This is a genomic window from Prochlorococcus sp. MIT 0916, assembly GCF_047305155.1.
Taxonomy (GTDB): Bacteria; Cyanobacteriota; Cyanobacteriia; order PCC-6307; family Cyanobiaceae; genus Prochlorococcus_B.
In genome coordinates this window covers 1,760,009-1,783,248 of record NZ_CP138980.1, presented here as the reverse complement: position 1 = coordinate 1,783,248, position 23,240 = coordinate 1,760,009, and the positions used below count along the sequence as shown (strand labels likewise).

Below are 23,240 nucleotides of genomic sequence, written 5' to 3'. Positions count from 1 at the left end.
AATTAGTCGTTCCACAAAGTCATATCTGATTGGCCTGAAGATCTTTGCATCCACGCTACTTTCCATTTCTTATTAATCTTCTTAAAAATCGAAGTTACTGTAGGGAGGTCATCGTTTTGAGTCCCTTTATAAGTAAATTTTGAACCTAGTGTGAAAACGCACATTGCAGCATTTGAACCTAAGAGTTCAAATTTGTGCACCTTTGTGACTTCTGCGCTTTGTAATACAAGATCTCCTGAGGACCACATCTCTTGAAAACCTTTCGCGTCAATGGGATTTCCGCTTGGTCTTATAAATAAAAAGTCGGGGGTTGCATTGTCTAAAAAGAATGATCCCATTCTCTCAGTTGAGGCAAAGGCTTCTAGGATGGACAGGATTTCTTCTTTAGAAGACATTGATCAATTAAAAACAATAAACTAGGATTACAGATCTGCTCAATATTGGATGTTTTCTTTGCCATCTTTTCTTGTTGTGCTGACAATATTATCCAACCCTTTCTATAGTGAAATACTGAAATAATTGATTTTAACAAGAAAATTTAGGCAGCTTGTTCCGGTAAGTCATTTGCGAAAAGAGATATAATTTCACCTTTTGGTGTTTTATAAACTCTCTCTACAATTTCGCCTTCAGTAACGATTACTTTAGTATTCATTGAACCTAAGGGCAATGTCTTAATAGCTGGTACTAGAGCTTCTTTTAAATCTGGGAACTGATCCAAATCCTTGAAGTCTTTAATTTTCTTCTTGGCAACCATTCCAATAAATAAGTCGAAGTTATTCTTTCCTTTTAACTAACTTTTCTCCACTCGTAAAGAGCTTGTATAGCTAATCAGCTCTTTATAGGTCTAACGAGAAAAATTAGATATAGTTTTTGGATTAGGAAATGCTTTTATAAGCATGTTTTCATTGTTTTCAAACGGGTTATACCTAATGTCCAAAATTAATATCATTGCAGTACTCAAAAGTAGTTATCAAAAAATTACTCGTTGTGGTGGAAATTTCATTCTTCTATCTTATTGAGCCGAAAACAATAGCGAATGATCAATTGATTTTATCCATCAACAACAAACGCTCTGTTGTACTAAGAATAATTTTTTCCTTTAAGTGTCTCTGTTAATTTCTACTTCTTTTTTTTATTATTAATTCTGTTTAAGAGATATTATATTAATTTATATTTTTGACCTATAGATATGATTATGAACGTTTTTCCAAAGAAAATAATGCTTTTAGGTAGTGGAGAATTAGGTAAAGAGGTTGCAATAGCAGCAAAAAGATTAGGTTGTTATGTTATTGCTTGTGATAGATATAATGATGCACCAGCCATGCAGATATCTGATCAATTTGTAGTAGTAAATATGAATAATGCTAGTGAATTAAAAGAAGTGATATATAAATGTAATCCTGATATAATTATTCCTGAAATTGAAGCTCTTGCAGTAGATGTATTAAAGGAAATCGAACAAAAGATAACAGTAATACCAAATGCAAGAGCTACCGCAATAACAATGAATAGAGATAAAATTAGAGATTTAGCTGCTAACGAATTAAATATAAGAACTGCAAAATTTAGTTATGCGATGAATCAATCTGAGCTTGATTTGCATGCAGAGGCGATTGGTTATCCTTTACTAATTAAACCAGTCATGAGTTCTTCAGGTAAAGGACAAAGTTTAGTTAATAATAAAAATGATTTGGTCCAGGCTTGGGATTTGGCTATTGAAAAATCAAGAGGTAAATCAAATAAAATTATATTAGAGGAATTTATTGATTTTGATTTAGAAATTACTTTATTAACTATTAGACAATTTAATGGTAAAACATTATTTTGTGCACCGATAGGACATGAGCAAAAGAATGGAGATTATCAATGTAGTTGGCAACCAGCTACATTAACTGAAAGTGTTTTAGATAAGGCTCAGAAGATAGCCAAATGTGTCACTGATAATCTTGGTGGAGTTGGTTTGTTTGGTGTTGAATTTTTTATTAAGGGTGAGGAGGTGATTTTCTCAGAGCTGTCACCAAGACCACATGACACAGGCTTAGTAACTTTGATTAGCCAAAATTTAAATGAGTTTGAATTACACCTTAGAGCTGTTTTAGGTATCCCAATTCCAGAAATAGTTTGCCATGAAGCTTCTGCGAGCAGAGTGATTTTGGCTTCCCAGAAAACTTCAAACATAGCTTTTACGGGACTTGAAGATGCTTTAAGTCAATCGAATACAGGTGTATTTATATTTGGCAAGCCGAGCTCTACTGAAGGTCGTCGAATGGGAGTAGCTGTAGCAAAGGCCGAAACCATCGATGAGGCAAAAATTAAAGCTGATAAAGCAGCTCAATCAGTCCAATTTATAAATGAATAATTTTAATTCAGATTGTTTATCTGATTTCATTAAGTGCAAGTCGATTTGGTTTCTATTTTTGACTGAGTTAAATTGGAATCCAAGCGCAATTAACCCTCTTGAGTTAGTCCCTGAATCTTTTTGGCCTGAAGTTACGGATCTCTTAATTGAAGCTAGATATATTGGTCAAAGCAGGAATTATTACCTCAAAGAATCTGATAAATATATGGATTATTTAAGTAAAGGTGGTAGGCCTTTTAAAGCGGATTGATAATCATACATATTCTATTAATTGCTTACTAACTTCCTTTAGCCTCATGATTGTAATATCTTTCTAACTGGCCTTGCCTAGCAAAAATTAAATTACAATAGATTTATGGGGATAGAGGATCCAAAACTTCGTTTGTTCATGCTTCTTTTGATTAATTTAATAGTGATAGTAGTTTTTAAAAACTGGGTATTAAATAACGAGGCTTTTGTGTGGTTGCTGAATGGTTTACCTTCTTGAAGTGTTAAGGAAGCATTTGATTCAATTTTTTAAATATTTCTTTCTCTGGGTTTAAGTCGTTAATTACTTTGACAATCTTTGCCATATTAGAATCCTTTTTTTGCACTTTAATGACTTTGTAAGAATAGGGGAAAGGAGGATGGTTGGTTTAGTTTAAGAAAGAAAAAGAAGAGGCTAAATAACTAACTTTCTTAGTGATTTAAGGGTGCATTTTAGTAAGAAATGCAACTAATTCGGTTAATACTACTTAATTCTCTGTTTTATGTATCACTGGGAACATCGTTTGAAGATAATTTCTGTTATTTTTGATACACGTTCAGCTGAATTTTAAGCTGCAGTAAGACTCGAGACATGGAACGGGGTCTTGAGCACTACGAGAAAGAGCAATGACTGTTCTTACTTACAGAGGCAAAGAGTACCTTCAACATAAAGAAGCTACTCCAAAAAAACTTGTAGAACTTAGTTACAGAAGTAACGTCTACACAACAAGGCAGGCAGAAGCTAAAAAGCAGATGCAAGCATCCTTAACTTACAGAGGTAATACATACCAAAAGTAATTTAAGGGAGATCTAAAAGGGGCATAAATTGCCTCTTTTTTTTATGCTTATTTCCCCCACAAATATCTCTGAGTAATATTTTTGGTTCTATGTATTTTTGCCTGAGTTCTATTACTCTGGTTTTATGGGTGGTATCCGATGTAGAAATAATAATGACTCCGAAATAATCACAATGATTACTCAACAGTCATGGCCTAGTTGCAAGCTGCCTAAAACTCAAAAGGCACTTGAAGCTATTTATTCAATGCTCTGGAAAAGACCAAAGGTGTTTAGATGGTATTACAGGTCAAACTAATAGCTTTATCCAAGGGAAACCGAACACGCAAATCAACTAAAAGTTGTTGAGAATAATAATTGAATTCTTTATTAATTAATGCAAAGATTATTTAAACCTAACAGTAGTGTGTTGGCCTTGTTCATGTTTTTACCTATTACACCAAGTATTGCAGCTATTACTGTTTTTACACAGTCAGTTTTAAATGACAGAAATACTGAGGTAACGTCTATCTCTCATCATGAACATCGAGTGATTGATGCTACTAGATATTAATGACTATTTTGCACTTTGAGCTACCAGTAAAAGCTATTATATGAATTTATTCATTGCTCATTAAAGCTTTATTTAAAGTCTTATTAATTTTATCCCTAACTTAGTTTAAATACTCTTTACGTCATGAGATTAGTAGGTTACAAGACATACATAACAGCTCTCTCTAAGTATGGTTTTAACGAAAAAGTTTAAGGCCTTTGATGACGCAATCTTAGATCTGCATCCTGAGTTAAAAGAGGTTCTTAAACCTAATGATCACTATCCAGAGCTAAAGCATATTTTGAAAAACAGATCTGAGAATTTACCTGCTGGATCCTTTAATACCAAAGTAATTGTTGATAAAGGAGAGATTGTCGAACGAGTGTTCAAGACGCCCATGGGTCAAGTCGTCTCGTTATTTTCAAAACCATCAAATGTAAATCTTGACAAAGTTGCTTAATAAGTGATTTTCAACTAATCATGGTTTTTTTGGATGTGAGATTCAAGCTGTAGATAATTTAAACGCCTTTTATTTGTACAGGTCTCTAAACTAATTTTTTGTAAAATTTTCACTATGGCTAATAGTTTAGTTAATAACGTCAAGAAAAAATCATGGAAATAGCTGAAGCAATTAAAAAACGAAGGACCATTCATGTTTTTTCCAAAAAAAGTGTTCCTAGCGAAGTAATTCAAAAATCAATAGTTGCAGCTAATCAGGCACCCTGCCACAGAAGGACTTTCCCATGGCGTTTTACCAACATTGGGATAAAAAAAAGGGAACTTCTATATCAATTACAGCTAACTCTAAAGTTTGGTGATAAGTCAATAGATGAATCTAGTTTAAAAAAAATAAGGGAAAAAATGCTAAACCCTTCCCATTTGCTTATTGCCACTCAAGTAAGTACTGATAATCAAGCTCAAAAACTCGAAGATTATGCTGCTTGTGCTTGCGCGATTCAAAACCTGTCGCTTTCACTTGTCGCCGATGGTGTTGGTTGCAAGTGGTCAACAGGAAAAATCACTAAAGACCCTAATACCTATCAAATCGCACAAATAAATTCAAGTGAGGAGGAAATTATTGGTTTTATTTGGATTGGATATGGAAATGAGCCGCCTTTAATCTATAGACCTTTAATTAGTACTATCTATAGAGAGAGGGATTAAACTGTTTTAACTCATGGAAGAGAGATAATGAAACTGATAAGGAAGTGTTGAGGCCACACTGAAAACAATCATCATCATCCCTCTTTTATCTAATCGTTTCATACTCAAAAATTGTTTTGTATAAATTTAATCGAAGGATAGTTTTTGCACGGGTATTTTAGGTAGGGAGAACTAGACATCACTTAGTAATAAATTTCTGAAAAACAAGACCAAAGGGGGGATAAACTTTTCTCATGATCAATATGTGAACTCATAGAAAATATGCCAGATCCTAAATTAGGTCTTAGTCCCTGCTTGAATCCGCTTAATTGCGTTTTTTTTCAAAAAGAATTTGAAGATGTTGACAAGACCTTTGAGCAACTTATTAAGATTGCGCAGAAAATCCCTAGAACCAAAGTTTTAGAGGCTAATGATAAATATTGGAAAGGGGTATGTCGTAGTTTGATTTTCAGATTTCCAGACGACTTGGAGATTTTAAAAATCAATAAGAAGATTCAAATCAAATCGGCATCAAGATATGGTGGTGGAGATCTTGGAGTTAATGGAAATAGAGTGGGAAGATTATTAACTGCTCTAGAAAAATCAAATAGTTAGCCACCAAAACTTTCATAAAACAATCAAATTGTTGTCGTTGGGAACAATGCTAGTTATTTTTAAATAACTGTATAAATAAAATGAACAGAGCACAAAAATATTTTTTACATCTTCCAAAGGGGACTCATTTTGAAAAAATCATTGATACAGAATATGGGAAAGAGAATATATATGTAAGCCCAGACGGCAAAAAACATTCAATACCTATGATTCCAGATACAATTACATGACGAACTCCAACACGTTTAAATTAGCAGTTAGGACAATTGTTTTTCCATCTTGTGATTTTTGTTTCTTCATAAATATGACCAGAGGCTTCAACAATAGGCTTTGTTTCCGGACTGATAAAAATGTTATATAAAACATTCTCTAGTCCTTCAAACATTACAGTTGCTCTTTTTGAGTTTCCTATACATTCGGCGATATAAAAAGTTTTAACTCCCATCTCTCTAAACATCTTCTGCTGCTCTAGTGCATTCATATGAGTGCAATACTCTGAAAAAGTATTGCTAAGCTTGAAGTCTAAAACAGTGATTTCAGTTGCCATGGAAAAGGTAATGAATTTTAGAGGATATACATGCCTACCATTTTACTTGTCGCCCTAGAGACTTTGTTGTTTTCGATTTCATCTCATAGGAATGATATTATTTTTTTTTATTTATGCCGCTAGCGTTTTCGATGTCTTGTAAAAGCCCTTTTGTGGCTAGGAGAAAACCATTTTTCACTAAAAACGTTTGGGATTCATCAAATTTCTGATGAATTTTTTTTATGTACGGTGTCATCTCATTTGGAGATAAAGACATCTTTTTTTAATACTCTTTTTAAAGTTTGCTTTTTATACCAAATGATATGAAGTGGCAACTGCTACAAAAAAATAATATTAGTAATAACTATTCATTCAATTAATAGAGAAGGCTAGTAGTTTTGCGTATTGCATCTACAGCTTCTAACGATATAACTAACTCAAGTTGCATTCTGACATTGTCTATCTTTAAGCGCCTAGGCAACAGGTTTTCAATGAAAAAGCTTGACTACAGCAAATGTTATTCAAGATGCGAAATGCAACCTTTACCTAATGAGATTTATCAAGACATTGTTGATTTTCAATCCGATGTGAATAGACCTATAGACATTTCTATTTATCGGGAATTAAAAAAAGAAGCTGCATGAGTTCCTAACTAGATATTGTTGGTTCTTATTTTCTTTGATTCCACATATCTATTAATAGGGTGTAAATTTTCCAACTTTACAATTTTGTTCAATAAGGCTATTAATTTTTTTTCTTTTAAATATCGAATGACTGTAGAGTAGAAAGAAAGAAGGAATTAAATTTTTATTTATGGATAGCTTGAAAGCCAAGTCTTTAGCTAATGAATTAAATGAATTAGCATGTAAAGGATGCACGGAGGGATGGCTAGAGAAACATGATGGACTATCAGATCCAATTCAAGATATTAATGAGTGTGGATCTCTTGGATTTATTACCCCTGAACGACAAGAGCGATTAATTAGTGAAGTTAAAGAGATTAAAGCTAAAAATTAAATAATATGTATAAAGAAAAAGGAAGTAGCCCGAGTAAATTTTCTGTTCCTCCTTTCGCTTCAGATGATGAGATATGGAGTAAAATTCTTGAAGTTTTGACACCATCTGAACAGCTAGAGGCTAGCCGTTCAAAATCAGAGTTCAATGATCCATATATGGGTGGTAAAGAGATTATTGTTAAACGCTCTGATCAGTCCGACATAGCTGTTGCGTTACTTTCTGAAGTCACTGCTGATGGTGATGAATGGGCAATATATAGAGAACTTTGAAATGGATACTTATTCATTAATTGCATTGTGGACCATTGTATTATCTCTTTTTATTTTGGTGTTGCTTTCTCAATTATTTAGAAATTTAATTAGAAAGCAAATAGATGATCAAATGAAAGATATGATTCCGATAAAAGCTATTCGAGAAAGAATAGGAATAAGAATAAAATTGAGAAAATAGCACAAAAATTATTTTAATTTTGAGTTAGTTGTTTACAGCTTTTCTTTTTTTATGCGATTTTTTTTATATAACTATTTATATGAGCTATTAAAATGAAGATTAATCCCCATTTCGCCATTACGTTTTAGTTGAAATATGATAGATATATCAGTTTTTCTTATGCGTATAAGTTAGTAAGTAATACCGATAGAAAAAAATAAAAAGAAAGGATAGATTAACGCTAATTGTAAGAGACTTTTATGAATACTATTGATGCTAAGAAAATGTCTCAAGACCAAGTTGATCCAATTGAAGATTATCTTGAGTGTGTAACATACTGTTCAATATCTAGCAGTGCGGAAGAGAACGATTGCCAAACTATATGTATGGAAAGGCATTTGAAAAGCTCATATTTTTAGCTTATTCTCCAAAAATCAAAACTTGAGAAAATTACAGCTCTTTAATAATGCAATCAACTTTGAATCTCAATCTCAAATTAGAGACCTAAATACACTCTCTTATCTAGGGAGGAATAATGGTCGAAAAATCTATGAATAATCCAGTATGAATAAGTATACATTCGCTTGATTTATACCAAATATTTTCATGTTTAATAAATGACTTGAGCAGTTCTACCTAGTCCTACTTAGCTGTTGATGTGGTGAAAAGAGCAATAGTCTTGAGTAATCATTTTTAAAAATCTAATTTTGATGTTGGGGTAATAACAAAAGGTTTAAATACTTATGAAAAGAACGGACATGATTGCCATCCTAAAATTAGATGATAAATAAAAATTTTGGCTCATCCCATATCTTGGTATTGGCTTATTGGCTTTTTTCTATGGATGGTTCACAACGTTTTGGTTCTTAATCGTAAAGTTAATATTGACAAAGAACGACAAATATCAAAGCGATTTAATGCAATCTCAAGGCTCTATCCCGAAGGTACCTACATTTCACATAGATAATAATCATTAGTTTATTTTAATTATCATCAGCCCTTTCTTGGTTGCCTTAATAATGGGGTGGTTTAGAAGTTTCTTCAGGGAAATATTCTTCAGTTTCATTTTCATCTGCGTCACCTTTCTTTTTGAAGTATTCCTCTAATGGATCGTAACCATCGTTGTCTGGATTGATTATTCCTTTCATAGTTTAATATTTTTTCTCTGGCGAGGTCAGTGGATCTGTCAAAGTATGTTATCCAGCTATCCCATTACAGATAATTCCTGCTTTGGCCATTGAAATTAAAACAAAATGATGAAAGCTAGGAACGGCTTTGTCTAATGCTATGAGAAATATAAGCAATGACATTGATGTCATTGAAAGATATTGCATCCAATGAATACCTGCTTTATCCAGTCCATTTTTGTCAAAACTTGTACTAGTCATTTTATTAAAGCTTTGGTCGGTGACCTTAACGCAAAAAATAATTTTTTGCTAGTTTTTTCTTTCTCTTGATTGATGCCTTTACAAAATTGATTAACTGCTCTGTGCTGAAATTTCAAAGTTTCTAATCACCTCTTCACCCTTTCTGAAGATCGTTTTAGCATATTCAGTCCATTTTCCCTGTCCCCAATAACGGAAGCAGCTAGTTTCTAATAACAAAAGGTATAGGAGCGCTTCTTGATAGTCATGGGTTTTTGTTAACGATGGATTTTGAACTAATAAATGGTCAAATGTTTCGTGAAAATAGGAACTAAGTTTTGACATTGGTTCTAAAATATTTATATATCCATCTTCCCAACTCAAATCGTTAGTCCAGCTGGCTCCACTCAAAGAAAAAGATTGATCTTCCTCTTTTAATTCATTAATTGCTTTTTTAACCAAAGTAGGAGTTATTGGCCCTGAGATTTTTTCCCATATTCTGTCTTGCCCGACTGCTTGTATCAATGGATAATTATTTTCATCAATATTTAAAGTCTCTAGGAAGTCGAGGTATTCAGATCCGTTCATAGCAATTGTGGGGCTTATATCGGTTTTTGGACCAATTCTTTTATAAGCCTGAATAAAAGCTTGAGGAAATTCGTTCATCATTACACCGCCATTTTCTCCATCAGCAATTTGGGAAACCAACGATGGGATAATATGTTGGCCTAAATATTGTTTGTTTAGCCCTATGGCCTCGTAATAAGGTTGCATTTGTCCAACAAGCTTGGTGTCTGACCCTTGAGTTTTTATTAGTGAAAGAATAGAGATGCTCTCTCCATTACTTCCTTGTGCTTTGAGCATATTTGGAACATATTTCTGATCGTCTCTAAGACATGAGCCATCAAGATTTTGAACGCTATGCTCTTGAACCATTACCCAACGATATCCACATTCTTTGAGAGCTTTGATTAATTGAAAAAGAACATCAGGTTGGTTTGGAAGATGCATCTCGGGAAGAGAGAATCCTTGCACTCGATGCAATGCATCTTCACCGAATAATGACGAGAAGTGATGCTGCCAGGCTGTTATCTGTAATTTAAAGTCAGAAGGTGGAGTTGAAGAGGCTACAGCATGACTCCAAAAGGTGCCTAGCCATTCAACATGTGGTTGAACTGTGCAATCACACGTTAGGAGCTTTAACGATGAGAGAATATCCTCGCGACCCATTTGTTCGATTCCCCAAAGAAGATTACCGGAATAATCAAGCATTATTTTGGGATCATATCCTTCATCTATCAGGCTTGGAATGATTTCAGCTAGACGTTTATAGCATTGAGCAAATGGTTCGGCATTGTGATTATCTCCTTCTGAAGTGTGTTCAAGCATATATTGCAAATGTGAAATGAGCTCTCCATTCTTACCTGCTGGAATTGTTGGTTGATGCATATGGAGGGCACATGCAAATCCTGAATTAACATTCTCTAACCTTGACTTTTCTTCGAATTGTCTACTTTTTCTTTCCTTATTTACTAACTTATTAATTTCAAATTCAAAACCACATATCGGTGGTAAGTCTTTGTTCATCATTTTATTGAGGGTATATATTTAAAGCAGTCCCATTTAAAGGACGTTTTCTGAATTAATTGGAGTATATACAATAAAAAATGTTTTTCATAGATTTAATTTGTTATATGGTTTATTTCTTTGAGAAATACTTTTACTATTCATTGTATTTTTATTACCTATAAAATTAGAAAAATATAAATACATTTATTTTTCTAATTGTGCTAATAGACACTAATGGATTGTAATACAAAATTTATTTTGCCAGGCTTAAAGCCAGGATTAAGTTCACCTGGTCTACCGAATTTGGAATGTAGTAATTGAAATTGGTTAATAGCGTCTGATTTGAATTTAATTGGTAAAGAAATTTTTTTTGCAAGAACAGTTGGTTCAAGGCTTTCAAAAGGTACTTTGATAGTTGTTGTCCCAAATCTTTTTGTTTCTATTTCTGCTACCCATCTGAGCCCACCAGGTGACTTATCTAAGAAAAATTCTCTTAAGCTAAAGACTTCGTATTTACATGACACTCCAAATTTTAAAGTTCGACCTTTCCCTTCAATTTTTAATTCAAAACCTTGATAATTGGATAAATTTAGAATTGGTGAAAAAATTGGAGATTTGCAACTAACAAACCCCCCTTTTTCCTCAACTACAACACCTTCCAGGGACAGGCCTTTTGAGGAAGCTCTACAAGCTGCCTTACTTGAGCCTCCCATAACAGTGTCGTTCAAAGAAAACCAATCATCAAAGTCACTGGATGAAACGACTTTTGATATCTCCGGCATTTTTACCAACAATTTTTATTAACTCTATAAAAAATTTTTTAAAATCATGAGTTTAAAAATGAAGATTTCACCAGATAAAGAAATATACCTCTGCAACTTATTCAAAGATTTCTAAAGTCTTTGGGTTGATTTCTCTCACCTACTAAGTTGATTAGAGAAGTTTCTGATATAAAATTATTCGCTTGAGTTGGGTTAGTGATTCATCCAGTGATGGTGGTTACTCATTAAAGAGAAGGCAAGCCGGAGAGGATGGATTTACGAGCATTCAGTATCCCAAAAGCTGGCAACTTTGCCGCTTTCCCAATAGTTAATCATTGTTTGTAATTCCTTGATTCTTTCTTTTGCGACATTTATTTTTTCAAGGATATTTGATGAAGTTTCTTTCTTCATAGCTTTCCTCGTTACTATCTTTATTTAACTACTAAATTGATATTAAATCTATCGATAGAATTACGGATGTATTTGTTCCTATTAAAAATTGAAGAAATATTTTCAGATAAAATTTCCTATTTTGCTTATTTAATATCTACCTTTGGTTGAAATAGAACGAATTACAAAAATTACCAACATTATTTGTTTCAGCTTTAAGACCTGTTTTATTTGCAATCACTTTGATCTTTGTGTTTTTTTCTTTTAGTGAGTAGTCATTCTGATTAAGGTACATTGTGTAGTATTCCCTGCATAAATTTGATAGCTCTTTTTCTCTTGAAAATGGGATGCGACCTACAGCTATCACAATCAGAGCTAGAGCGATTACTCCTGTAAAAGCTTTATTGAGTGAGTTGCTCATTTGATTTGTGTTTTCATGTTATCGATCAACAATAGGTGTTTTCTTATATGTCTAGCTCTTTGATTAGATCTCTTTGAAATTTGGAACCAAGAATTGTAGTGGCGGCCATAGCGCCACTGGCTGCCACTGGTGGAATACCGATCCCTGGGAATGTACTTGAACCGCACATTAAAAGATTTTTAATTGGTGTTTTATTCCCTGGGAAAAGCCCTTCTGCAGCTGATAATGCTGGACCGTAACTTCCATGTTTAGTATTTAGATATCTTTGATGAGTAAGTGGTGTCCCTAGCATTTTTATTTCGATTCTTTCTTCTATATCTGGCACCAATTTTTTAATCGGTTTCCAGAAGACTGAGCACCGCTCTTCTTTTGTCCTTTCATATTCTTCTGTACCAATTTTAAGATTTTTCCATATTTCCCAAGGCTCATTAGCAGGTGTATATCCGTGAAGAATATGTTTGTTGGGAGGTGACATTGTTGGATCCAAAGCCGATGGTATAGAGAGAACTACTACATTTCTTTCGGTAGTAATACCTTTAGACCAATCATCAACCCATATTGAGTGGAGTGGAATATTTTCTAGACCTTCTGCATTAAACCCAAGATGTACATGAAGAAATGACTTGCATTTTGGAGTTGTGGACCTTTCCTCTCTCCATTTTTGAGATATTTCTTTTGGTATTAAATCAAGGGTGTTCCAAATATCGGCATTGCTAACAATATGATCTGCAAGGATTTTCTCACCATTTTTTAGCTCAATTCCGATTGCTTTATTCCTCTTTATAATTATCTGACTAACTTTTGAATTAAGTTGAAGCTTGCCTCCAAATGAGTAAATTCCATTTAATAGAGCCTTAACGATAGATTCACTCCCTCCCTTTGGATATTCCAGGTAGGCATCTGGTTTAAACCAATCATCAAAAAGGGTTGCCATCGCAGCTGCATTCGTTTCGTCTTTGGATAAACCGCTTATTAGAAAGCAAAGTAAATCAACCCAATTTCGTAAAAATGGCTCTTTAAGATGTTCATCAACTAAATTTCCAAAAGCACCTCCAAGGTATTTAAAAGATTTCAAGTGAGTAACGAGTGTTTTACTACGTCTTAAGAGCTGAAAAATAGTTTCCTTGTTTTGATTTAGCGCTATTAGTGGAATTGCATTAGCTGCTGCACCAATTGGTTTAATTACTTGAATAAAATGTTCCCATTCTTTAATGGCATCATTTCCGCTAATTGAATTGATCTGATCAAGGAATCTTTTATCTCCAACTCCAATCGTGTAGTCACCTTCAGGAATTTGAACATTCCAATCCTGATATTTAATTAATTCAACTTTTTGGTTAAGAGCTTTTAGGACTTGACCTAATGGATTTGTCGTAGGCCAAGTACCTATTCCGCTCCAAAGAGATGGTCCAGATTCAAATGTATATCCATCTTTCTGAAAACCATGAGCGGCTCCCCCTGGTTTTGAGTGAGCCTCAAGAATTAGGACTTTTTTACCAGCTTTTGCTAGCAATCCTGCGCAACATAATCCTCCTATACCACTTCCAATTACTATTACTTCTGGATTTTTCATTTATTCTTTTTAAAGGAATTTTTCTTCTTTAGAGTTTCTACTACAAATTCATCGGAATTGGTTCAGTGAATTCAGTATTTGAGAAGGGAATTTGCTTTGATTTTTTATTGGTCTAGAAGAGGAATAGATGGTCGTATGTAAACAAACATTGCTCCGTGCATATCTCTAATGATTCTTAAATTTTCGTCTACATAGATCACGTTAATCTCACATTTTGGATTTTCTTTATTCCATGGAAGAAGTTTCCATACGGTTTTAACTGGATACCATCTTTCCATAAGAATGGAATTTACAAATGGAATTTTTCCCAGACCATCAACCTCTGACACCTTAGTCTTCTCTAACTCCATAGAAAGTATGTTGTCTTTTAGTTGAAGCCCCTTAGCCAGAGTTATGACGCGACCACCAAAGGTAGGCAGAAGTTTGAACCACCCAAGAATTGGGATAGTTGTAAGTCCAAAGATAGTTGTATCAAAGGTGGAGATCATTTCCCCTTTATTAAAATTGAGATATTGACCGACTCTTCCAACAGTTGACAGACCAAATGAACCAACTTGTAAAAGATGAAGCTTGAAAAATAAATCGCTTTTTGATTTGTTGTTTAAAGCCTTTTCAATGGCTAAAAAAAATGGAGAGCTTCTAAATAATTCAACTGATGAGTAAATAAGCTCCCATTCACCTTCAATAGAACTCTGAGTTATTTCATCTGATAGGGGCAGTAGATCTTCAACTAATTTATTCATCTCTACTAATTTATTTTGATACATGGGAGCAATCATCGCGTTCATTCTTTGACCTCTATCTGTTGCTGCAGCTACCTGGTAAATAAGGGCTTTGAGATCCTTCCTATCTTGCATTTTATTTAATTGGTTAATTCCTGCTTAACACCTTGACTTTAACTAAAATTTTCTAAAGACCTTGAGTTTATATATAGGTTTAACAAGTAATATTTGAGCGGTTCTAGCTGATTTGGCTTATAACATCCATATGATTACAACTAAAACCTTACTACTGACAATATTTGTTCCCTTGGCGTGTCTTAAACTTTTTGGCTTTTATAAAAAAATTCTCAAGGTCTCAGAACCGTCTTTAAAGCAAATAAAAGCAAAATTAGAAAGAACATTTTCAATAGATAGCTAGGTTGTTGCTCGAATTTTTGTTTTTTGTGTTTTATAGCGATTTTTGCCTACTTTTTTAGAAAATCAATAAAACTTTAATTCCTTCTTGATAGTCATTTTCTCCTTAAGTGAGACTTTACCGATCTATTTTCTAAACAAGCCTATAACTCAATTTTTGTGTTCCTTATCTCTGTAATTGAATAGTTTTTTATGTAAATTTATAAGATGCAAATACTATTTACATCTACATGTAAATAGATTGTTCGGTTTGGATACCCACAATGTGCTAGATGTTGTATATAGGTAATTCTTAATTCAATGTCTCAATTAAGTATCAAAGTTAGCGCTAAAGGCGAAGCCATGATCGCTACTCTTCAAAAGGAAATTTTTAACCGAAGAAGAAAAAAAGTAACAGCATCACAAGTTGTTGAAACTCTTGTAGAGAGCGGTGCTAAGTCACAATCTGATAAGCGTTATGCTGCTTCTTGGAAAAACTTAATAAAGGATATTGAGAAAGCTGCAAAAGTTTCTGAGATCCATGGTAATAAGCCTGCAAATGTTAGTGCTGATGAGTGGGCTTTGATTCTCTCTCACCGTACTCGTAAGACTACTAGTGCTAAAAAAGTTTCAGCAAAACCCTCAGCTAAAAAGGCTGCTGTCAAGAAAACTGTTGCTAAAAAGGCCGCTATCAAAAAAACTGCTGCTAAAAAAGTAACTGCAAAGAAAGCAGTAGCTAAAGCTGCTCCAGCCAAGAGCGCTACAAAAGCAAAAGTTAAGACTTCTAAAGTTAAAACAGCAGTTAAGAAAGTAGCTTCTGCTCAAGCTAAAAAAGCAACTTCAAGCGCAAAGTCAGTTTCAAAGAGAGCATCTAAGGCTGTAGCAGGAAGACCTGCGAAGCGTGCAAGAAAAGTTAGTCTTAAAGCTGTAAAAGCTTAGTCAAAAAGCCAGATCCGTTAAAGCGGCCTGAAAAGTGCAATGCTTTTCTCTGGCTATTTTAGTAAAGATGTCATTAGTATCCCAATCCTACATTGCCTTTTGTGTAGCCTTGGCAGTAGTACTTTGCATGGTAGTAGTGATTAGTAATATCAGTTTTCTCTCCTTCTAGCCCCTCGATTCTTTTCTTTCCTAATTTCAATTCTCTTGCAGCTTTTTCCCCTGTAATTAAATCAGCGCTTAGACGTCCGCAAATATCATTCACTTTGAAGTCTTTCGCTGAAGGACCTCTGACATAGCCTGCAAAAATTGCAAGAAATAATCCAAGGGTTACAAACCTTCGATGGTTTCTCCACCATTCATAACTATTGAGATTTAGTCTCTTTTTTACATCAATTTTCATTTATATCAATAATAGATTTGTTCACCTTAGGCCTTAGTCCTTTTCTTTATGGGTGATGTTCTTGATAGCTAAATACTTTAGCTTATTCACATAGTTAAAGAATTAGCCCTATTCGTTTTTCAATAGATCATATTCACGAAGTACGATTGGATTATTGGTAAATCTATTTACGAATGCTTGAGAAGATTTCAAAAGATGATTGGCAATATTTTGTCCCCTTTTTGGCTTGCACTATTTGCTTCTTTGCAACAGATTTCTTTGGAATAATTGATAAGGCTTCCATTGCTTATTGGTCTGGACGTTTGTTTTATGAGCCATACAGGATTATTACATCCCATTTTTTTCATGGTGATGTTAATCATTTATTGGCAAATATCTCTGGAATCATAGTAGCTAGATATTTTCTTAAATCTTTAAGCCTTCAAAGTTACTATTTCTTTCTGGCTTTCATTGTATTGATAATGCCTCTCCAATCGTTCATTTGTTGGTGCGTAGATATTTTGATTTATAGAAATCCTATGTCTCTAGCCATTGGCTTTAGTGGTGTTTTATTTGGCATCGACGCGTTTATTCTAATGACTACAATTTATGGAAAGAAAAGATTTTTGTTCATTGGATGTCACCTAAAGAAAGATCCAAGATTACTTAAATCTATTTCTGTGCTTACAGGTATTGGAATTATTTGGTCATTCTTACCTGGCATTAGTTTGTTAGGTCATATGTCTGGACTTTTGGCAGGATTTCTATTGTTTTGGCTCTAAACAAACTATTGATTTGATGTTATTGGTTCTTACGAAATACGTTATCTTCTGAATAGTAAAAGGCCTCAACTCAACTTTAATTGAGTTTCCTTTACTTCACTTGATAAACTTTTGACCTTCCATTGCACTTACGCACCGCCCATTCGATTGGGGATTTTAAACTTTCTTGTTCAACACAAATAGTCTGATAATCAGCCCATTTAGCTATTGGCCCTAGCCTTATTGCAATTAGTGCAAGGCTAAAAGCACATAAAAATGCACACAACAGTAAGGCAATTCCAGTAAATAGATCATTAAACTTGAACTTCATTTCTGTCAGATTGAAGTTCTTATTTTTCTTTGTCTCACTCATAGAACTAATGGGGTGGAATAAAATGCCTCAATATTTAAAGTCTCATATTCTGTTACCTCTTTTATGGTGGCATAGAGAATAAAAGGTGAATGAATTTTATAGATCTATTTATTGATAGTTAACAGTTGGAAATTTTCTTAGGTTTCTTCATTTGTCTTTTCCCCATTAAACATCCTTTTCTCCCCGATCACGATGGTTAACCATCCAAGTGCTAGAAGCCCTCCAGCTTGATAGTCTCCTTTTAGAAAATCAAATAGAGCAAGGGTGCTTGCAGAAATAGCAAGAGTACGAACAGCAAACCTTGCAAAGGTAATTTTCTTTTTTTTAATAGGTTTATTCATATGCCCATTTTGCAGGGACTAACTTCGTAAAACAAATTTTGGTTGGATGAATTATTGAAAATTATTCTTTTGAAAACATCTTGTTATTAGAATGAGATCTATCATTTCTTCTTTGTCGTAAGAAGATTGATCCTTTCCCCTCACACCGCTTCCCTCTGTTAAACCTTGTAATTCTAGTTTCTTTCTAATCAACAATTTTCTTTCTGCACTTGAGAGATTTTTAAAACGTTTTATCCTTTCTTCACGACTTTCACTATTGTTCATTGGATTTGTTTGATAATAATTTGTCTATTAAAAATGAATTTATAAATGTTTTTCCTAGTTTAATTCATTAAATAATTGTTATCCAGAAGTGCGTCAATGACTATTGCTCCTCTTGATTTCTTCCCCAGAGAAAGGGGATTGGCTTTATCTAGTATTGAAGCAAAGCATGTGATCCAACTACTACCTTCGCAAACTTGAGCTGCCTCGCAAATGTGCTTTGGTGCTTTTTCTGTGCAACCTTGAGTGCGAGAAAATTTAATAGATTCTAATTGAGAATCAAGTTCTAATTCTAGTAATGATATTTCGTCTTTATTAATCCATTCACCAGCAGCGTAGCTTTCAAGCAAAATTTGATAGTTCATTATTTAAAGAGTTTTATTAGTATTGAGAACTAAGATCGAAAAAGTTTTTCTAAATCTTGCTTCACTTTCTCCAATTCATTTAGTTTTTTTTGGTTTGTTTTTTGCCCCCATTTATCTACTTCTCCAGTTCGACCATTTTTAATTGTCATCCTTATCCACCAAAATTGAAGACTCAAGAAAATCAGAGCAAAAAAAATTAGTTCAAGAGTTCCTTGTCTCATCCCAAACTATTCTAATAAATTGAACCTTTTCTTATCGTTGTACTCATTGTTCATGTATTGATTACTCATTAGGATCAACTTCAGTGATTTTTAGATTTAAGCCAACGTAAAGAAGAATACCTCCAATAAGAGGCGTCCAAAGCCCCATTTGGTTTAAATCATGTGATTGCAGAAATTCCATTTATTCTTCATCTCTTCTAATGATGACTTGGTTTGTTTTATATTCAGATACTACCCTATTAGCTATTTCAACAATAAATGAATTTGGACACCGTAAAGCCTCTTGTAACTCAGCTAATTCATCAGAAATAAACTCTATACTCCTTGCAATAACTGCTTGATGTTCTTCTTTTGGTTCCCATTCTTTAGCCATTAATTTTCTTGATAATGATCTGCTATTTCGTTAAGCATATTTGAAATATATTATTTGTTTGCAGTTGTTTGCGCTTTTATTTTTTCGCATGCGATCTTGACACGCATCCATGCACTTTCTATCACTTCAAGTTCCTCATTTGTAGGATGCCATTCTTCAGGCATATTAAATATGAGTCAAACCAAACATGATCCCTTTTGAGATTGCCCATCCAATACCTAGACATATAACAACTGTAAAAAGTGTTTTTAAAAGGTCCATATTCTTCAGTCCCTTCCAAATGCAGTTCTTAACGAACTTGAAAAATCGAATTGAACCCCATCATTAGATGAACCTAGGTTTTGAATTAGCTTTGAACTAGCAAATCTTGATTGGGTTGATGAATAAATTGATTGAGATTTTACTGCTGATGATTTTACTGCCGCTGTTTTCTTTGCTGTTGCTTTTGTTGCTGTAGCTGAGGTCATTAAAAAAATTGTATTTCTTACAACTTAGGCAACCTGAGTTAAAAGACGATAGTTGTTAACTTTTTACAATCTTAAAATCATCAACCAAGTAGGAATTGATATGAGCGAGATGATCGTACTTAAGACAACAAGCGATGTGGCTTCATCTTCATTTCTTGACGCTGCTTGGGATATTAGTAAGACAGATATTGCTGTTGGCGCAGCTGATTGAAGTACTAAAGCTTCTCGCATGACGTTGGGTAATCTGATCACTGAGGAAATGATCAACATAATGACTGGCAATCCAACCAGTTTCATGATTAAAGCATTTTTTATGGATGTTATTTGGATTTTTATTCTTGAGAGATTTTCTTTCCTCAGCCAACTTAGACGCATTCCCACGATTACAAGTGCTAAAAGAATTACAACCCTTGAAGGTATCCATAGTAAGGCTGTTATTTGTTCATTCCATGGTGATGAATGAACTATTAATGCGCCAATCAGTCCTTTTACTGCAGGGCTTCTAAAGATTGCTTTTATGAAATTCTGCCAATATCTATTAGAACTTAAAATTTTTGAAGGATCTGTTAGCAGTATTGGACCGATACTCCAAATTACTAATGTCGCACCAAGGTCAAAACCTATGCTGTAAATCAAAGCATGATTTGGAAGCAGTGCTAGTGAAACTGGTATTCCGAAATACCCAGTATTTCCGAATGCACTACCTAATTGAAGAGATCTGTTTGGTATTAAGTTTTTTATACCAGGAAGGCAATTTAATAGAGTCATTAAAAAGCCAATAGCTACCAGTGCTAAAGCCGCAGATTCTATCAAAGGGAATTCAAGGCCAGACTTAAGTAATATCCCCATCAAGCTGACAGGAATTCCATAGCTCATTAAAGGACGAGATATCGTTAGGGATAAATCTTTTTTAAATCGTCCTAGTAAATAACCTATTAAAAGACATGGTATTAATTCAGCTAAAAGAAAGATTATTTCCAACTGAGTAAAGCGAATATCATTTTGTTATGTTGAGTGGTCAAGAGTGATTTTATGATTAATTTGATATCTTGAGTTGAGTTTATCTTTGCAAGTACTTTTCAGGTTAGGGACATCTGGTTCTCTTCACTGATTGAGAAAGTTTTAATTCGTAGTTAGCTTATTTCTCCTTGTAAATACTTTTTTCTGAACAACCTAATGTTTCTCCAAAAAGAATATCTGTGCACATGGCATTACATAAAAGATAAACGACCCAACTGGTAACAGGGACTCCTATTAAATAACTAAATGGGTGCTTTACTTTTATGAACCCAACAATGGCAACGATTAGAACAACAATTAAGTTAATGATTCGTTTGAGGGTTTTTCTTGGTATTTGCATTAGCTATTTCTAGCAGAAAGTTTTCTTATTTATCTAGTTTTTACAACAACTGTTAGTCAGTTTTGTTTTGTTTGGGTATCGTTTACCCATATTAAAGATTTTAGATGTCTTCTACTGTCACCTCAGTTTTTACTTTTAAGGTTGAAAGCACCTTTGATGAGTGGGCTGCAATCTTCGACAGCAAAGAAGCTACCAGAAGGCATAGAGAGTTTAATATTCAGCCTTTGTACAGAGGGTGTAGTGATGATGACCCTCAAAAAATAATTGTTATACATCAGCACCCAGAGGGGAATATTGAGAAATTTATAGAAGCCAATGGAGACTGGATGGCGAGCCACAGAGTCGATCTATCTACAATGGAGAAGTCTGCTTGGACATGGACCGACAACAGTAGTGTTCAGTTTAAAGCTGCTTAATCAAACATGGGTCGTATACTTATCGAATCACCAAAGATCGAATACCAGAGTTTACTATTTCTAGCCATTTAAGCTGTTTAAAACTAGTGCTTATCTAGATTTTAAGGCTTAAATTTATCGATTAATTATGTATATACAAAAAAAATTTTTTGTATATAGATCTGAGTTGTTAAAAAATTGAAATTGAATCAGATAATTCCATGGGTATTGAGATTATTCCTATAAATAAAATTAGGATTGGTAGATTCCATAATATAATGAGTTGAATAAACTTAAATTTGGTGAATTTAAACATAGTTAGTAATCAGTTCGTTTGAGTCCCCATAAATTCCCTTGCTCGGAGGCTTTAACAATCGCTTTGTAAATATCTAAAGTCATAACTTTAATTAATTGAATAATTTTTTTAAAGTTACCCTTTTACTTAATGTCTGTATGTAGGGAGAAATACCAAATCTATAAAGTATAAATTATTAATGTAATTAGATTTTCTAATAATTGAATAATTAGGTGCTTTGTAATTTTCAAGCCTTTTTAAATTTATACAATTTAAAAAATGCAATTTAGCTAAAATACTTTGCGACGATCCTCATCAAGAATTTAGTTCAGATATTATTTGACATCTAATTGTTCAAAAGCATTATGTCTTTTTATATTCGGTTTCCTATCCCAAATTGTTCGGTAGATTTCTTTCAGAACTATTTCATTGTTTTTAGGATGTGGATTGTTGATATTTAAAAAATTGTCTTCAAGACCGATTACATCCTGCAAAAGATACGCTGTTAGCTACCGAGATTTAGCTAACAAAAGACATGAATTAGGGTTTTATGCCATTGATGCTTTTGAAGCTAGACAGTTAGCTATTGAGTTCAATAAATTTGTACGAGAGCATCCAAATTCTATTGATAGGATTTCTCTAAGAAATAAAGTTATCGCTTAATGTCATTACGTCTAAGTTACATTTTGCTTTTTAAATTTTTTACCGAGACTTGTCTATTAAAAAATATGCTTAGAAGAATTTGCTGAACAAAACATCTAAGGTATTTCAAAGCTGATTGCTTATTTATCTTTTACCCATAGGGCAAGTCCTCCGCCCTTTCCCCTTGCAGACAACCACTTACCATTTTGGTCGATAGCTATTAATGCAAAAAACGGCCTCTTCTTTTGATCCGGTGCCGGTAGAGATCTCTTTAGAATAGTTAATGAAGCTAGTTTTATTTGAATGCAATCAAAAGAAAAGGGTAATAATGGCTGCTTCCTTTCTAAATTTGCGTAGCCACTGAATCTCAGGGTTAGTAATCCAAATTTAATTGCGTTGGCGATAGTAAATTTCTCTTCTTCTGGATTCTGTGTATCTTTCTTCAACTCTAGACTGGCTGAAAGAACCTGTAGCAAAGTGCTTGAAATCGTGTCTTCTGTATCTGATCCCTGCTTCCAAACTGAATTAAATTTCCATCGTCCTAATAGAGAGTCAAATTCAATGCCACTCCCATCTACTCTTGCGCTTTTTTCTAATTCTTTAAGCTTGTCTAGAGAAGGAAGATCCATTTTATTTCTGTCCATCACAATTAATTTTGTTTGGCTAATTTTAATCAGATATCTGATGTCTAGTGGTTTTAGGCTTTATTAATTTTTCAGCCATGAGTAGTTTTGAGTTAATCATTGGCTTAATTGTACATTTATTTATTTATGGGCTTTCTTTCAATATCTAATTTTAGTTATGTATCTTATGAGACTTTTAAATATTTAGGTCATAATTAGAAATCAATAAGAGAGTGAGTCCCTAGTTTTGGCTAATGAAGTTAAACCAAGTACATCACTCTTAACAGTAGGACTAAATTTATTTATGCTTATTTTTTTGCTTTTAGCTATTTAGTTCATAATATTCAAACTATGGACGGTGCTTATTCTTTTTGTTTGAATGGAGTGTTAATTAACTTCCCAAATGACTACCTTTAGAGAAAGAATTAATTCACATCTCCCGATAGTGCTTCAGTTGTTAAGCACTGCATCCTTGGTTGTTATCGCTCTGTCTGCTATTTGTGGATCTCAATCATTGAAGAAATTGTCTTCTGCCCATGAAATGCCTAGCTCGGCAGAAGTGCATCACGATCATTGAAGTCCTGATCTTA

At 33.7% G+C, this 23,240-nt stretch carries 39 protein-coding genes; 17 read left to right on the top strand and 22 right to left on the bottom strand.

What is annotated here, in order from left to right; genetic code table 11:
- Positions 1-2: 2 nt before the first annotated feature.
- Positions 3-395 (bottom strand): DUF3804 family protein, encoded by a 393-nt coding sequence (locus SIB53_RS09660; protein WP_413677986.1) that lies wholly within the window; start codon positions 393-395, stop codon positions 3-5.
- Positions 396-538: 143 nt separating this feature from the next.
- Positions 539-754 (bottom strand): hypothetical protein, encoded by a 216-nt coding sequence (locus SIB53_RS09655; RefSeq protein WP_413677985.1) that lies wholly within the window; start codon positions 752-754, stop codon positions 539-541.
- A 441-nt stretch (positions 755-1,195) separates the two neighbouring features.
- On the opposite strand from SIB53_RS09655, the gene purT reads away from it, so the two are divergent.
- The 9 genes from purT to SIB53_RS09610 all read left to right on the top strand — a co-directional run bounded on the left by purT (position 1,196) and on the right by SIB53_RS09610 (position 5,920).
- Entirely contained in the window at positions 1,196-2,359 is a 1,164-nt protein-coding gene (purT, locus tag SIB53_RS09650) for a formate-dependent phosphoribosylglycinamide formyltransferase (RefSeq protein WP_413679152.1), read from the top strand.
- A 58-nt stretch (positions 2,360-2,417) separates the two neighbouring features.
- Positions 2,418-2,609, top strand: coding sequence for a hypothetical protein (locus SIB53_RS09645; RefSeq protein ID WP_413677984.1), 192 nt, complete (start codon positions 2,418-2,420; stop codon positions 2,607-2,609).
- 623 nt (positions 2,610-3,232) lie between these two features.
- Entirely contained in the window at positions 3,233-3,403 is a 171-nt protein-coding gene (locus tag SIB53_RS09640; RefSeq protein ID WP_413677983.1) for a DUF4278 domain-containing protein, read from the top strand.
- A 124-nt stretch (positions 3,404-3,527) separates the two neighbouring features.
- A complete protein-coding gene (locus SIB53_RS09635) occupies positions 3,528-3,698 on the top strand; it encodes a hypothetical protein (RefSeq protein ID WP_413677982.1) in 171 nt (56 codons plus the stop codon).
- A 123-nt stretch (positions 3,699-3,821) separates the two neighbouring features.
- Complete coding sequence (locus SIB53_RS09630) at positions 3,822-3,953, top strand: hypothetical protein (protein WP_413677981.1); 132 nt, start codon at positions 3,822-3,824, stop codon at positions 3,951-3,953.
- A 169-nt stretch (positions 3,954-4,122) separates the two neighbouring features.
- Positions 4,123-4,392, top strand: coding sequence for a hypothetical protein (locus SIB53_RS09625; protein WP_413677980.1), 270 nt, complete (start codon positions 4,123-4,125; stop codon positions 4,390-4,392).
- A 152-nt stretch (positions 4,393-4,544) separates the two neighbouring features.
- Positions 4,545-5,096 carry a nitroreductase gene (locus SIB53_RS09620; RefSeq protein ID WP_413677979.1) on the top strand — a complete coding sequence of 184 codons (552 nt, stop codon included), beginning with the start codon at positions 4,545-4,547 and terminating at the stop codon, positions 5,094-5,096.
- 261 nt (positions 5,097-5,357) lie between these two features.
- A complete protein-coding gene (locus SIB53_RS09615) occupies positions 5,358-5,690 on the top strand; it encodes a DUF1499 domain-containing protein (RefSeq protein WP_413677978.1) in 333 nt (110 codons plus the stop codon).
- 80 nt (positions 5,691-5,770) lie between these two features.
- Positions 5,771-5,920 (top strand): hypothetical protein, encoded by a 150-nt coding sequence (locus SIB53_RS09610; RefSeq protein WP_187152583.1) that lies wholly within the window; start codon positions 5,771-5,773, stop codon positions 5,918-5,920.
- 20 nt (positions 5,921-5,940) lie between these two features.
- On the opposite strand, the gene SIB53_RS09605 is transcribed toward SIB53_RS09610, so the two are convergent.
- On the bottom strand, positions 5,941-6,237 hold the full coding sequence (locus SIB53_RS09605; RefSeq protein WP_413677977.1) for a DUF3764 family protein: 297 nt from the start codon (positions 6,235-6,237) through the stop codon (positions 5,941-5,943).
- Positions 6,238-6,707: 470 nt separating this feature from the next.
- Between SIB53_RS09605 and SIB53_RS09600 the strand changes: the two genes are divergently transcribed.
- From SIB53_RS09600 to SIB53_RS09590, 3 genes are all read left to right on the top strand, one after another.
- Positions 6,708-6,860: a hypothetical protein gene (locus tag SIB53_RS09600; RefSeq protein ID WP_413677976.1), complete on the top strand. Its 153-nt coding sequence runs from the start codon at positions 6,708-6,710 to the stop codon at positions 6,858-6,860.
- 169 nt (positions 6,861-7,029) lie between these two features.
- Positions 7,030-7,233 carry a hypothetical protein gene (locus SIB53_RS09595; RefSeq protein WP_413677975.1) on the top strand — a complete coding sequence of 68 codons (204 nt, stop codon included), beginning with the start codon at positions 7,030-7,032 and terminating at the stop codon, positions 7,231-7,233.
- Positions 7,234-7,238: 5 nt separating this feature from the next.
- Positions 7,239-7,502 (top strand): hypothetical protein, encoded by a 264-nt coding sequence (locus SIB53_RS09590; RefSeq protein WP_413677974.1) that lies wholly within the window; start codon positions 7,239-7,241, stop codon positions 7,500-7,502.
- Positions 7,503-8,675: 1,173 nt separating this feature from the next.
- On the opposite strand, the gene SIB53_RS09585 is transcribed toward SIB53_RS09590, so the two are convergent.
- The 8 genes from SIB53_RS09585 to SIB53_RS09550 all read right to left on the bottom strand — a co-directional run bounded on the left by SIB53_RS09585 (position 8,676) and on the right by SIB53_RS09550 (position 14,597).
- Positions 8,676-8,810 (bottom strand): hypothetical protein, encoded by a 135-nt coding sequence (locus SIB53_RS09585; protein WP_413677973.1) that lies wholly within the window; start codon positions 8,808-8,810, stop codon positions 8,676-8,678.
- Positions 8,811-8,858: 48 nt separating this feature from the next.
- On the bottom strand, positions 8,859-9,050 hold the full coding sequence (locus tag SIB53_RS09580; protein WP_413677972.1) for a hypothetical protein: 192 nt from the start codon (positions 9,048-9,050) through the stop codon (positions 8,859-8,861).
- A 90-nt stretch (positions 9,051-9,140) separates the two neighbouring features.
- Positions 9,141-10,616: a glycosyl hydrolase family 57 gene (locus tag SIB53_RS09575; RefSeq protein WP_413677971.1), complete on the bottom strand. Its 1,476-nt coding sequence runs from the start codon at positions 10,614-10,616 to the stop codon at positions 9,141-9,143.
- A gap of 200 nt (positions 10,617-10,816) precedes the next feature.
- On the bottom strand, positions 10,817-11,377 hold the full coding sequence (locus SIB53_RS09570) for a CIA30 family protein (RefSeq protein ID WP_413677970.1): 561 nt from the start codon (positions 11,375-11,377) through the stop codon (positions 10,817-10,819).
- Between the two features lie 255 nt (positions 11,378-11,632).
- The gene (locus tag SIB53_RS09565) at positions 11,633-11,767 is read right to left on the bottom strand and encodes a hypothetical protein (RefSeq protein ID WP_413677969.1); all 135 of its coding nucleotides are present in this window, start codon (positions 11,765-11,767) and stop codon (positions 11,633-11,635) included.
- A gap of 136 nt (positions 11,768-11,903) precedes the next feature.
- Entirely contained in the window at positions 11,904-12,167 is a 264-nt protein-coding gene (locus SIB53_RS09560) for a hypothetical protein (RefSeq protein WP_413677968.1), read from the bottom strand.
- A 43-nt stretch (positions 12,168-12,210) separates the two neighbouring features.
- Positions 12,211-13,740, bottom strand: coding sequence for a phytoene desaturase family protein (locus SIB53_RS09555; RefSeq protein ID WP_413677967.1), 1,530 nt, complete (start codon positions 13,738-13,740; stop codon positions 12,211-12,213).
- A 104-nt stretch (positions 13,741-13,844) separates the two neighbouring features.
- A complete protein-coding gene (locus SIB53_RS09550; protein ID WP_413677966.1) occupies positions 13,845-14,597 on the bottom strand; it encodes a PAP/fibrillin family protein in 753 nt (250 codons plus the stop codon).
- Positions 14,598-15,176: 579 nt separating this feature from the next.
- Between SIB53_RS09550 and SIB53_RS09545 the strand changes: the two genes are divergently transcribed.
- Positions 15,177-15,794, top strand: a complete 618-nt coding sequence (locus SIB53_RS09545; protein ID WP_413677965.1) for a hypothetical protein — start codon at positions 15,177-15,179, stop codon at positions 15,792-15,794.
- 73 nt (positions 15,795-15,867) lie between these two features.
- Here SIB53_RS09545 and SIB53_RS09540 read toward each other — a convergent pair whose 3' ends face one another.
- Positions 15,868-16,194, bottom strand: a complete 327-nt coding sequence (locus SIB53_RS09540; RefSeq protein ID WP_413677964.1) for a hypothetical protein — start codon at positions 16,192-16,194, stop codon at positions 15,868-15,870.
- Between the two features lie 173 nt (positions 16,195-16,367).
- Between SIB53_RS09540 and SIB53_RS09535 the strand changes: the two genes are divergently transcribed.
- Positions 16,368-16,955, top strand: a complete 588-nt coding sequence (locus tag SIB53_RS09535; RefSeq protein ID WP_413677963.1) for a rhomboid family intramembrane serine protease — start codon at positions 16,368-16,370, stop codon at positions 16,953-16,955.
- 91 nt (positions 16,956-17,046) lie between these two features.
- Here the strand turns inward: SIB53_RS09535 and SIB53_RS09530 are convergent, their stop codons facing one another.
- From SIB53_RS09530 to SIB53_RS09490, 9 genes are all read right to left on the bottom strand, one after another.
- On the bottom strand, positions 17,047-17,307 hold the full coding sequence (locus tag SIB53_RS09530) for a hypothetical protein (protein ID WP_413677962.1): 261 nt from the start codon (positions 17,305-17,307) through the stop codon (positions 17,047-17,049).
- Positions 17,308-17,444: 137 nt separating this feature from the next.
- Complete coding sequence (locus SIB53_RS09525) at positions 17,445-17,648, bottom strand: hypothetical protein (RefSeq protein WP_269605866.1); 204 nt, start codon at positions 17,646-17,648, stop codon at positions 17,445-17,447.
- 51 nt (positions 17,649-17,699) lie between these two features.
- A complete protein-coding gene (locus tag SIB53_RS09520) occupies positions 17,700-17,912 on the bottom strand; it encodes a hypothetical protein (RefSeq protein ID WP_413677961.1) in 213 nt (70 codons plus the stop codon).
- Between the two features lie 59 nt (positions 17,913-17,971).
- Positions 17,972-18,274: a hypothetical protein gene (locus SIB53_RS09515; protein ID WP_413677960.1), complete on the bottom strand. Its 303-nt coding sequence runs from the start codon at positions 18,272-18,274 to the stop codon at positions 17,972-17,974.
- 29 nt (positions 18,275-18,303) lie between these two features.
- Positions 18,304-18,495, bottom strand: coding sequence for a hypothetical protein (locus SIB53_RS09510; protein WP_413677959.1), 192 nt, complete (start codon positions 18,493-18,495; stop codon positions 18,304-18,306).
- Between the two features lie 181 nt (positions 18,496-18,676).
- The gene (locus SIB53_RS09505) at positions 18,677-18,868 is read right to left on the bottom strand and encodes a hypothetical protein (RefSeq protein ID WP_413677958.1); all 192 of its coding nucleotides are present in this window, start codon (positions 18,866-18,868) and stop codon (positions 18,677-18,679) included.
- Positions 18,869-19,134: 266 nt separating this feature from the next.
- The gene (locus SIB53_RS09500) at positions 19,135-19,335 is read right to left on the bottom strand and encodes a hypothetical protein (RefSeq protein WP_413677957.1); all 201 of its coding nucleotides are present in this window, start codon (positions 19,333-19,335) and stop codon (positions 19,135-19,137) included.
- Between the two features lie 63 nt (positions 19,336-19,398).
- A complete protein-coding gene (locus SIB53_RS09495; RefSeq protein WP_413677956.1) occupies positions 19,399-20,316 on the bottom strand; it encodes an AEC family transporter in 918 nt (305 codons plus the stop codon).
- Between the two features lie 157 nt (positions 20,317-20,473).
- Complete coding sequence (locus tag SIB53_RS09490; RefSeq protein WP_269605856.1) at positions 20,474-20,695, bottom strand: hypothetical protein; 222 nt, start codon at positions 20,693-20,695, stop codon at positions 20,474-20,476.
- 104 nt (positions 20,696-20,799) lie between these two features.
- On the opposite strand from SIB53_RS09490, the gene SIB53_RS09485 reads away from it, so the two are divergent.
- Both SIB53_RS09485 and SIB53_RS09480 read left to right on the top strand, forming a co-directional pair.
- Positions 20,800-21,111, top strand: coding sequence for a DUF3764 family protein (locus SIB53_RS09485; RefSeq protein WP_158466703.1), 312 nt, complete (start codon positions 20,800-20,802; stop codon positions 21,109-21,111).
- Between the two features lie 739 nt (positions 21,112-21,850).
- The gene (locus SIB53_RS09480) at positions 21,851-22,048 is read left to right on the top strand and encodes a hypothetical protein (RefSeq protein ID WP_413677955.1); all 198 of its coding nucleotides are present in this window, start codon (positions 21,851-21,853) and stop codon (positions 22,046-22,048) included.
- 119 nt (positions 22,049-22,167) lie between these two features.
- Here SIB53_RS09480 and SIB53_RS09475 read toward each other — a convergent pair whose 3' ends face one another.
- Positions 22,168-22,671 carry a hypothetical protein gene (locus tag SIB53_RS09475; protein WP_413677954.1) on the bottom strand — a complete coding sequence of 168 codons (504 nt, stop codon included), beginning with the start codon at positions 22,669-22,671 and terminating at the stop codon, positions 22,168-22,170.
- 382 nt (positions 22,672-23,053) lie between these two features.
- Here SIB53_RS09475 and SIB53_RS09470 point away from each other — a divergent pair, with 382 nt between their 5' ends.
- A complete protein-coding gene (locus SIB53_RS09470) occupies positions 23,054-23,227 on the top strand; it encodes a hypothetical protein (protein ID WP_187152579.1) in 174 nt (57 codons plus the stop codon).
- The last annotated feature ends 13 nt before the right edge of the window (positions 23,228-23,240 follow it).

Bases quoted from the DNA above. Each gene is read 5' to 3' on its own strand.
- SIB53_RS09660 (WP_413677986.1), bottom strand. From the start codon at position 395: ATGTCTTCTAAAGAAGAAATCCTGTCCATCCTAGAAGCCTTTGCCTCA.
- SIB53_RS09655 (WP_413677985.1), bottom strand. From the start codon at position 754: ATGGTTGCCAAGAAGAAAATTAAAGACTTCAAGGATTTGGATCAGTTC.
- purT (WP_413679152.1), top strand. From the start codon at position 1,196: ATGAACGTTTTTCCAAAGAAAATAATGCTTTTAGGTAGTGGAGAATTA.
- SIB53_RS09640 (WP_413677983.1), top strand. From the start codon at position 3,233: ATGACTGTTCTTACTTACAGAGGCAAAGAGTACCTTCAACATAAAGAA.
- SIB53_RS09635 (WP_413677982.1), top strand. From the start codon at position 3,528: ATGGGTGGTATCCGATGTAGAAATAATAATGACTCCGAAATAATCACA.
- SIB53_RS09630 (WP_413677981.1), top strand. From the start codon at position 3,822: ATGTTTTTACCTATTACACCAAGTATTGCAGCTATTACTGTTTTTACA.
- SIB53_RS09625 (WP_413677980.1), top strand. From the start codon at position 4,123: ATGGTTTTAACGAAAAAGTTTAAGGCCTTTGATGACGCAATCTTAGAT.
- SIB53_RS09620 (WP_413677979.1), top strand. From the start codon at position 4,545: ATGGAAATAGCTGAAGCAATTAAAAAACGAAGGACCATTCATGTTTTT.
- SIB53_RS09615 (WP_413677978.1), top strand. From the start codon at position 5,358: ATGCCAGATCCTAAATTAGGTCTTAGTCCCTGCTTGAATCCGCTTAAT.
- SIB53_RS09610 (WP_187152583.1), top strand. From the start codon at position 5,771: ATGAACAGAGCACAAAAATATTTTTTACATCTTCCAAAGGGGACTCAT.
- SIB53_RS09605 (WP_413677977.1), bottom strand. From the start codon at position 6,237: ATGGCAACTGAAATCACTGTTTTAGACTTCAAGCTTAGCAATACTTTT.
- SIB53_RS09600 (WP_413677976.1), top strand. From the start codon at position 6,708: ATGAAAAAGCTTGACTACAGCAAATGTTATTCAAGATGCGAAATGCAA.
- SIB53_RS09595 (WP_413677975.1), top strand. From the start codon at position 7,030: ATGGATAGCTTGAAAGCCAAGTCTTTAGCTAATGAATTAAATGAATTA.
- SIB53_RS09590 (WP_413677974.1), top strand. From the start codon at position 7,239: ATGTATAAAGAAAAAGGAAGTAGCCCGAGTAAATTTTCTGTTCCTCCT.
- SIB53_RS09585 (WP_413677973.1), bottom strand. From the start codon at position 8,810: ATGAAAGGAATAATCAATCCAGACAACGATGGTTACGATCCATTAGAG.
- SIB53_RS09580 (WP_413677972.1), bottom strand. From the start codon at position 9,050: ATGACTAGTACAAGTTTTGACAAAAATGGACTGGATAAAGCAGGTATT.
- SIB53_RS09575 (WP_413677971.1), bottom strand. From the start codon at position 10,616: ATGATGAACAAAGACTTACCACCGATATGTGGTTTTGAATTTGAAATT.
- SIB53_RS09570 (WP_413677970.1), bottom strand. From the start codon at position 11,377: ATGCCGGAGATATCAAAAGTCGTTTCATCCAGTGACTTTGATGATTGG.
- SIB53_RS09565 (WP_413677969.1), bottom strand. From the start codon at position 11,767: ATGAAGAAAGAAACTTCATCAAATATCCTTGAAAAAATAAATGTCGCA.
- SIB53_RS09560 (WP_413677968.1), bottom strand. From the start codon at position 12,167: ATGAGCAACTCACTCAATAAAGCTTTTACAGGAGTAATCGCTCTAGCT.
- SIB53_RS09555 (WP_413677967.1), bottom strand. From the start codon at position 13,740: ATGAAAAATCCAGAAGTAATAGTAATTGGAAGTGGTATAGGAGGATTA.
- SIB53_RS09550 (WP_413677966.1), bottom strand. From the start codon at position 14,597: ATGCAAGATAGGAAGGATCTCAAAGCCCTTATTTACCAGGTAGCTGCA.
- SIB53_RS09545 (WP_413677965.1), top strand. From the start codon at position 15,177: ATGTCTCAATTAAGTATCAAAGTTAGCGCTAAAGGCGAAGCCATGATC.
- SIB53_RS09540 (WP_413677964.1), bottom strand. From the start codon at position 16,194: ATGAAAATTGATGTAAAAAAGAGACTAAATCTCAATAGTTATGAATGG.
- SIB53_RS09535 (WP_413677963.1), top strand. From the start codon at position 16,368: ATGCTTGAGAAGATTTCAAAAGATGATTGGCAATATTTTGTCCCCTTT.
- SIB53_RS09530 (WP_413677962.1), bottom strand. From the start codon at position 17,307: ATGAGTGAGACAAAGAAAAATAAGAACTTCAATCTGACAGAAATGAAG.
- SIB53_RS09525 (WP_269605866.1), bottom strand. From the start codon at position 17,648: ATGAATAAACCTATTAAAAAAAAGAAAATTACCTTTGCAAGGTTTGCT.
- SIB53_RS09520 (WP_413677961.1), bottom strand. From the start codon at position 17,912: ATGAACAATAGTGAAAGTCGTGAAGAAAGGATAAAACGTTTTAAAAAT.
- SIB53_RS09515 (WP_413677960.1), bottom strand. From the start codon at position 18,274: ATGAACTATCAAATTTTGCTTGAAAGCTACGCTGCTGGTGAATGGATT.
- SIB53_RS09510 (WP_413677959.1), bottom strand. From the start codon at position 18,495: ATGAGACAAGGAACTCTTGAACTAATTTTTTTTGCTCTGATTTTCTTG.
- SIB53_RS09505 (WP_413677958.1), bottom strand. From the start codon at position 18,868: ATGGCTAAAGAATGGGAACCAAAAGAAGAACATCAAGCAGTTATTGCA.
- SIB53_RS09500 (WP_413677957.1), bottom strand. From the start codon at position 19,335: ATGACCTCAGCTACAGCAACAAAAGCAACAGCAAAGAAAACAGCGGCA.
- SIB53_RS09490 (WP_269605856.1), bottom strand. From the start codon at position 20,695: ATGCAAATACCAAGAAAAACCCTCAAACGAATCATTAACTTAATTGTT.
- SIB53_RS09485 (WP_158466703.1), top strand. From the start codon at position 20,800: ATGTCTTCTACTGTCACCTCAGTTTTTACTTTTAAGGTTGAAAGCACC.
- SIB53_RS09475 (WP_413677954.1), bottom strand. From the start codon at position 22,671: ATGGACAGAAATAAAATGGATCTTCCTTCTCTAGACAAGCTTAAAGAA.
- SIB53_RS09470 (WP_187152579.1), top strand. From the start codon at position 23,054: ATGACTACCTTTAGAGAAAGAATTAATTCACATCTCCCGATAGTGCTT.